Origin of the sequence: Streptomyces sp. IBSBF 2435 (assembly GCF_036815005.1) — a bacterium.
GTDB lineage: Bacteria > Actinomycetota > Actinomycetes > Streptomycetales > Streptomycetaceae > Actinacidiphila.
In genome coordinates this window covers 61842-68425 of record NZ_JAJSYW010000013.1, presented here as the reverse complement: position 1 = coordinate 68425, position 6584 = coordinate 61842, and the positions used below count along the sequence as shown (strand labels likewise).

General features: G+C 71.1%; 7 protein-coding genes. All 7 read right to left on the bottom strand.

Going from position 1 to position 6584, the window contains the following annotated elements:
* Positions 1-85: 85 nt before the first annotated feature.
* The 7 genes from metK to V7E46_RS04745 all read right to left on the bottom strand — a co-directional run bounded on the left by metK (position 86) and on the right by V7E46_RS04745 (position 6503).
* Positions 86-1294, bottom strand: a complete 1209-nt coding sequence (gene metK / locus V7E46_RS04775; RefSeq protein WP_333767226.1) for a methionine adenosyltransferase — start codon at positions 1292-1294, stop codon at positions 86-88.
* A gap of 206 nt (positions 1295-1500) precedes the next feature.
* On the bottom strand, positions 1501-2772 hold the full coding sequence (coaBC, locus tag V7E46_RS04770; protein ID WP_333767225.1) for a bifunctional phosphopantothenoylcysteine decarboxylase/phosphopantothenate--cysteine ligase CoaBC: 1272 nt from the start codon (positions 2770-2772) through the stop codon (positions 1501-1503).
* A 129-nt stretch (positions 2773-2901) separates the two neighbouring features.
* Positions 2902-3174, bottom strand: coding sequence for a DNA-directed RNA polymerase subunit omega (rpoZ, locus tag V7E46_RS04765; protein ID WP_329180792.1), 273 nt, complete (start codon positions 3172-3174; stop codon positions 2902-2904).
* A 70-nt stretch (positions 3175-3244) separates the two neighbouring features.
* The gene (gene gmk / locus V7E46_RS04760) at positions 3245-3868 is read right to left on the bottom strand and encodes a guanylate kinase (RefSeq protein ID WP_329180790.1); all 624 of its coding nucleotides are present in this window, start codon (positions 3866-3868) and stop codon (positions 3245-3247) included.
* A 37-nt stretch (positions 3869-3905) separates the two neighbouring features.
* The gene (locus V7E46_RS04755) at positions 3906-4229 is read right to left on the bottom strand and encodes an integration host factor (RefSeq protein ID WP_073502779.1); all 324 of its coding nucleotides are present in this window, start codon (positions 4227-4229) and stop codon (positions 3906-3908) included.
* A gap of 319 nt (positions 4230-4548) precedes the next feature.
* Entirely contained in the window at positions 4549-5397 is an 849-nt protein-coding gene (pyrF, locus tag V7E46_RS04750; protein WP_333767224.1) for an orotidine-5'-phosphate decarboxylase, read from the bottom strand.
* A complete protein-coding gene (locus V7E46_RS04745) occupies positions 5394-6503 on the bottom strand; it encodes a quinone-dependent dihydroorotate dehydrogenase (protein WP_333767223.1) in 1110 nt (369 codons plus the stop codon). The genes pyrF and V7E46_RS04745 overlap by 4 nt, the downstream gene beginning before the upstream one ends.
* Between the last annotated feature and the right edge of the window lie 81 nt (positions 6504-6584).

Here is a 6584-nt window from a genome sequence, read left to right as displayed (position 1 = left end):
GCCCCAGGCACGTCCCCCCCTGGCGCGCGAACGCGCAGCCCCCCGCGAAACGGTACGCGGGGAACTGCGCGGCGGAGTCGGGGGCTTAGAGGCCCGCGGCTGAGCGCAACGCGTCGACGCGGTCGGTCCGCTCCCACGTGAAGTCGGCGCCCTCCCGCCCGAAGTGCCCGTAGGCCGCCGTCTGCGCGTAAATCGGCCGCAGAAGGTCGAGGTCCCGGATGATCGCGGCCGGGCGCAGGTCGAACACCTGCGTGATGGCCTGCTCGATCTTCTCGACGTCGACACTCTCCGTGCCGAAGGTCTCGACGAAGAGTCCGACCGGCTCGGCCTTGCCGATGGCGTAGGCGACCTGGACCTCGCAGCGGGCGGCGAGGCCGGCCGCCACGACGTTCTTGGCGACCCAGCGCATCGCGTACGCGGCCGAGCGGTCGACCTTGGACGGGTCCTTGCCGGAGAAGGCACCGCCGCCGTGGCGGGCCATACCGCCGTAGGTGTCGATGATGATCTTCCGGCCGGTGAGGCCGGCGTCGCCCATCGGGCCGCCGATCTCGAAGCGTCCAGTCGGGTTGACCAGCAGCTTGTAGCCCTCGGTGTCGAGCTTGATGCCGTCCTCGAGCAGTGCCTTCAGCTCGACCTCGACAACGAACTCGCGGATGTCGGGGGCGAGCAGCGACTCCAGGTCGATGTCGGAGGCGTGCTGCGAGGAGACCACGACGGTGTCGAGGCGGACCGCCTTGTCGCCGTCGTACTCGATGGTGACCTGGGTCTTCCCGTCGGGCCGCAGATACGGGATGGTGCCGTTCTTGCGGACCTCGGTGAGGCGCCGGGAGAGCCGGTGGGCCAGGGTGATCGGCAGCGGCATCAGCACGGGCGTCTCGTCGGTCGCGTAACCGAACATCAGGCCCTGGTCGCCCGCGCCCTGCTTGTCGAGTTCGTCGTCGTCGCCGTCGACCCGCTTCTCGTACGCGGTGTCGACGCCCTGCGCGATGTCGGGGGACTGCGCGCCGATGGACACCGAGACGCCGCAGGAGGCGCCGTCGAAGCCCTTCTTGGACGAGTCGTAGCCGATGTCGAGGATCTTGTTGCGCACCAGGGTGGCGATGTCCGCGTAGGCGGTGGTCGTCACCTCGCCCGCGATATGCACCTGGCCGGTCGTGATCATCGTCTCGACGGCCACCCGGGATGTGGGGTCGGCCGTCAGGAGTGCGTCGAGGATCGTGTCGCTGATCTGGTCAGCGATCTTGTCGGGGTGGCCCTCGGTCACGGACTCCGAGGTGAAGAGGCGGCGGGACACATCGCTCCCTGGGGTTGCAGCGGCTGCTGGCTGAATCTTGGCGGAGCGCACCGGGCTGCGCCTGGCGCTCCGCGGGTCAGTTTATCGGTCGCGCCGCTCGGACGGGCACGGCATCTCGATCCTTGGATATGCCATCGCTGCCAACGCCGCGTCCGCAGTACGACGATCAGCCCCGTTGAAATACTATATCGGGTGATTTGTTCGCCTCATTGCGCCCGATCGGGGGATTTCTGTTCCGCACCCGCCGGAAGCCTGGCCGCGACCAGGTCCCACACCGTGTCGGCGAGCGCTTCCTTGGGGCCGTACGGCACCGCGGTCTCGCTGCCGTCGGCGCCGAGGACCACGGCCTCGTTGTCCTCGCTGCCGAACGCCCTGCTCTCCCCCACCTCGTTGACGACCAGCAGGTCGCAGCCCTTGCGGGCGAGCTTCGCGCGGCCGTTGGCGAGGACGTCGTCGGTCTCGGCGGCGAATCCGACGACCAGCTGCCCGGGACGCGGCCGGTCGGCGGACAGCTCGGCGAGGATGTCGGGGTTGCGGACCAGGGTGAGCGGCGCGGGCTCCTCACCGTCCTTCTTCTTGATCTTGCCGGCGGCGTAGGCGGCGGGCCGGAAGTCGGCGACCGCGGCGGCCATCACGACGACGTCGGCGTCCTCGGCGGCCTTGAGCACCGCCTCGCGCAGCTGGGCCGCGGTGCCCGCGGTCACCACGTCGGCGCCGGCCGGGTCGGGCAGCGCGGCGTTGGCGGCGACCAGCGTCACCCGGGCGCCGCGGGCGACGGCGGTACGCGCCAGGGCGTAACCCTGCTTGCCCGACGAGCGGTTGCCGAGGTAGCGGACCGGGTCGAGGGGTTCCCTGGTGCCGCCGGCGCTGATCACCACGTGGCGTCCCACGAGGTCCCGCGGCTGGTCGCCGCGGGCGATGACCCGGCGGCAGACCTCGTAGATCTCGGCCGGGTCGGGCAGCCGGCCCTTGCCGGTGTCGGCGCCGGTGAGCCGGCCGACCGCGGGCTCGACGACGACGGCGCCCCGGCGGCGCAGCGTCGCGACGTTCTCCCGGGTGGCCGGGTGCTCCCACATCTCGGTGTGCATGGCGGGGGCGAAGACGACCGGACAGCGGGCGGTGAGCAGGGTGTTGGTGAGCAGGTCGTCGGCGAGGCCGTGGGCGGCCCTGGCGAGCAGGTCGGCGGTGGCCGGGGCGACGACGACCAGGTCGGCGTGCTGGCCGATCCTGACGTGCGGCACCTCGTGGACGCCGTCCCAGACCCGGGTGGAGACCGGGTTGCCGGACAGCGCGGACCAGGTGGCCTCGCCGACGAAGTGCAGCGCGGACCCGGTCGGCACCACGGTGACGTCGTGCCCGGACTCGGTGAGCCGGCGCAGCAGCTCGCAGGCCTTGTAGGCGGCGATGCCGCCGCTCACCCCGAGCACCACCCGCGGCCTGCCGCCCGCCACGTGCCCGCCGTCAGCCTCGCGCGTCATCGTCTCTCCCACCGGTGTCGAAGGATCCGCTCACCCCATGACACACCACAGGCCCGGCGGTCGCGCCGCCGGGCCTGTGGTGGTGCCGTACGAGGTGCCGTACGGGCTGTTCGTCGTGAGCGCGCGGGCTCAGTGTGCGGGGGCCTCCACGGCCTCGGAGGTCAGCAGACCCGCGTTGATCTCGCGCAGCGCGATCGAGAGCGGCTTCTCGTGGACGTGGGTGTCCACCAGGGGCCCGACGTATTCCAGCAGGCCCTCGCCGAGCTGGGAGTAATACGCGTTGATCTGACGGGCCCGCTTGGCCGCGTAGATCACCAGGCTGTACTTCGAGTCGGTGGCTTCGAGCAGCTCGTCGATCGGCGGGTTGATGATGCCCTCGGGCGTGCTGATGGAAGAGGACACGCTCTACCTACCCCTACTGATTGGATGATGCTGGACAAAGCTGGACCAGCATGGACAAACGTAAAACCGTTCAGACAATCTGCATCAAGGCTAGCAGCTCGCGTGCTACATCCTCGACGGAGGTGTTGACAAGTGTCCGGTCGAACTCGGACTCGGCGGCCAGTTCGACCCGGGCGGCGGCCAGCCGCCGCTCGATCACCTCGGGCGACTCGGTCCCGCGGCCGGTGAGCCGGCGGACCAGCTCGTCCCAGCTGGGCGGGGCGAGGAAGACCAGGTGGGCGTCCGGCATCGACTCGCGGACCAGCCGGGCGCCCTGGAGATCGATCTCCAGCAGCACCGGCTCACCCGCGGCGAGTTTGTCGAGCACCGCCCGGCGGGGTGTGCCGTAGCGGTGGCCGGCGAATTCGGCCCACTCCAGCAGTTCGCCGTTGGCGACGAGTTTGTCGAACTCGTCGTCGTCGACGAAGAAATACTGCACACCGTGCTGTTCGCCGGGGCGCGGCTTGCGGGTGGTCGCCGACACCGAGAGCCATACCTCGGGGTGCACCGTGCGCAGATGGGCGACGACCGTGCTCTTGCCGACCCCCGAGGGGCCGGAGAGCACGGTCAGCCGCGGACGTCTGACCGGGGGGGCCGGAGCGACCCCCTGCGAAGCGAGGGGGCGTGCTGCCCCCCGGGAGACTGCAGAACTCATGGAGCGATTATCACTGCTTCCCGGACGTCCCGGGAACTCAGGCGGGGGTGCCGCCGAACTCGCGCTCCAGGGACGCGATCTGGTTCGAGCCAAGACCGCGCACTCGGCGGCTCTCGGAGATGCCGAGCCGTTCCATGATCTGCTTGGCGCGCACTTTCCCGACACCGGGGAGGGATTCGAGCAGGGCGGAGACCTTCATCTTGCCGATGACGTCGTTCTCCTGGCCTTGCTTGATGACCTCGTGCAGGGAGGCGCCGGAGTGCTTGAGCCGGTTCTTGACCTCGGCGCGCTCCCGGCGAGCCGCGGCGGCCTTTTCGAGCGCGGCAGCGCGCTGTTCAGGGGTAAGGGGCGGAAGAGCCACGCCTACGTCACCTCGGATGTAGAGCAATCGGATATGGACCTTGTGGAACGCACCCCGCACCTGCGGGATGAAGAGCCGCGCGGGTGAACTGCGCGCTCCTGTCGGAGACTAGCGGTCCGGACGGCTCAAGTCAGCGAGAACAGACGAAAAGTCCTGGTCAGCCTTGATCCGAGGGGATATTTGGGACAAAGCGGAACACCTTGCGGGCTCAATGCCGCAGGTGGTTGAAACCGACCCTTTTTCGGTTCGATATTCGAGCGTATTACCGGAGGGTATTACCGCACTATTGCCCCGCCTGTCCGCGCTTCCGGCGGCCGGTTCAGGCCCCCTCGAAGGCGGTGCGCACCTCGTCGGCGTATCGCAGCGCCGCATCACGCAGCGCGCGCCCGTCAGGACCGTGCCTGAGCACCCCGCGGCTCACGCTCGGCAGCACATTGCCGAGCGCGGCGCCGAAGACCGCGGGAAGGTCGGCGGGCGTCGCGCCCTGGGCGCCGACGCCGGGGGCCAGCAGCGGGCCGTTCACCGCCAGGTCGGCGCCGGCCTCGCCGAGGGTCGCGCCGACCACCGCGCCGACCGAGCCGAGCGGGTCCGCGCCGGAATTCTCCGCCGCGATGTCGTCGAGCACCAGCTGCGCCACCTGCCTGCCGTCGCCCGCCGTCGCCCGCTGCACCTGCGCGCCCTCCGGGTTCGAGGTCAGCGCCAGGACGAAGACGCCGGAGCCGGAGATCCGCGCCGCGTCCAGCGCGGGCCGCAGCGAGCCGAAGCCGAGATAGGGGCTGACCGTCAGCGCGTCGCTGAACAGCGGCGAGTCCTTGTCCAGATACGTGGCGGCGTACGCGGCCATCGTCGAGCCGATGTCGCCCCGCTTGGCGTCCATCAGCACCAGCGCGCCCGCCTGCCGCGCCCGCGCCACCGCCCGTTCCAGCACGGCGACACCGCGCGAGCCGAAGCGCTCGAAGAACGCGGACTGCGGCTTGAACACCGCGACCTGCTCCCCCAGCGCCTCCACCACGGTCATGGTGAAGCGCTCCAGGCCCGCGACACCGTCGCCGAGGCCCCAGTCGGCCAGCAGCGAAGCGTGCGGGTCGATGCCGACGCACAGCTGACCGCGGGTGTCCATGGCGCGGCGCAGCCGCGCGCCGAAGGGTTCGGGGTGCGGGGTCGTCATGAGCTGACCTTCCTGGTGTCGGCGCCGACCGCGTCGGCGAGGGTGGCGTACGGGCTCGCGGCCAGCCGGACGGCCAGGCCCTTGTGGACCGCGCGCATCCAGAACGGCCCCTGGTAGATGAAGGCGCTGTATCCCTGTACGAGGGTGGCCCCCGCGAGGATCCGCTGCCACGCGTCCTCGGCGTTCTCGACGCCGCCGACGCCGACCAGCGTGATCCGGTCGCCGACCCGGGCGTACAGCCGCCGCAGCACATCGAGCGAGCGGTCCTTCAGGGGCGCGCCGGACAGCCCGCCGGCCTGCCCGGTCAGCGCCGGCTCCGCGGTCAGGCCGAGCCCTTCGCGGGCGATCGTGGTGTTGGTCGCGATGATGCCGTCGAGGCCCAGCTCGACGGCGAGGTCGGCGACCGCGTCCACGTCCTCGTCGGCCAGGTCGGGCGCGATCTTCACCAGCAGCGGCACCCGGCGGTCGGTGACCGCCCGGTCGGCAGCCTCCCGTACGGCCGCGAGCAGCGGGCGCAGCGCCGCGGCGGCCTGGAGGTCGCGCAGGCCGGGGGTGTTCGGCGAGGACACGTTGACGACCAGGTAGTCGGCGTGCGCGGCCAGCCGCTCGGCCGAGGTGACGTAGTCCTGTACGGCCTCACCCTCGGGGACGGCCTTCGTCTTGCCGATGTTGACGCCGACGGTGGTCGGGAAGACGGTGCGCCGGGCGGCGAGGCGCGCGGCGACGGCGGCGGAGCCGTCGTTGTTGAAGCCCATGCGGTTGATCAGCGCGCGATCACCCACCAGCCGGAACAGCCGCGGGACCGGGTTGCCCGGCTGGCCCTGCGCGGTGACCGTGCCGACCTCGACGTGGTCGAAGCCGAGCATGGCCATGCCGTCGATCGCGACGGCGTTCTTGTCGAAGCCTGCGGCCAGGCCGAACGGCCCGCTCATCTCGCGCCCGAAGGCGAGGGTTCGCAGGCTCTTGTGGCGCGGGGCCAGCGCGGCGGACAGCAGTGTCCGCAGCGCGGGGACGCGGGCGGCGGCTCGGATCCACCGGAAAGCCAGGTGGTGGGCCTTCTCGGCGTCCATCCTGCGGAAGGCCAGCCGAAAGAACAGGTGGTACAAGGCGTCGCCTTCTCTCATCCGGTGCGCCCGCCCGGGCGCCATGGTTCCGCCCCCGGGGCGCCCATCCGCTGCCGCGGGGCC

What these genes read in the sequence shown, in the direction of transcription:
- pyrF (WP_333767224.1), bottom strand. Translation starts at nt 5,397, where the DNA reads ATGACGACCCCGCACCCCGAACCCTTCGGCGCGCGGCTGCGCCGCGCC.
- gmk (WP_329180790.1), bottom strand. Translation starts at nt 3,868, where the DNA reads ATGAGTTCTGCAGTCTCCCGGGGGGCAGCACGCCCCCTCGCTTCGCAG.
- coaBC (WP_333767225.1), bottom strand. Translation starts at nt 2,772, where the DNA reads ATGACGCGCGAGGCTGACGGCGGGCACGTGGCGGGCGGCAGGCCGCGG.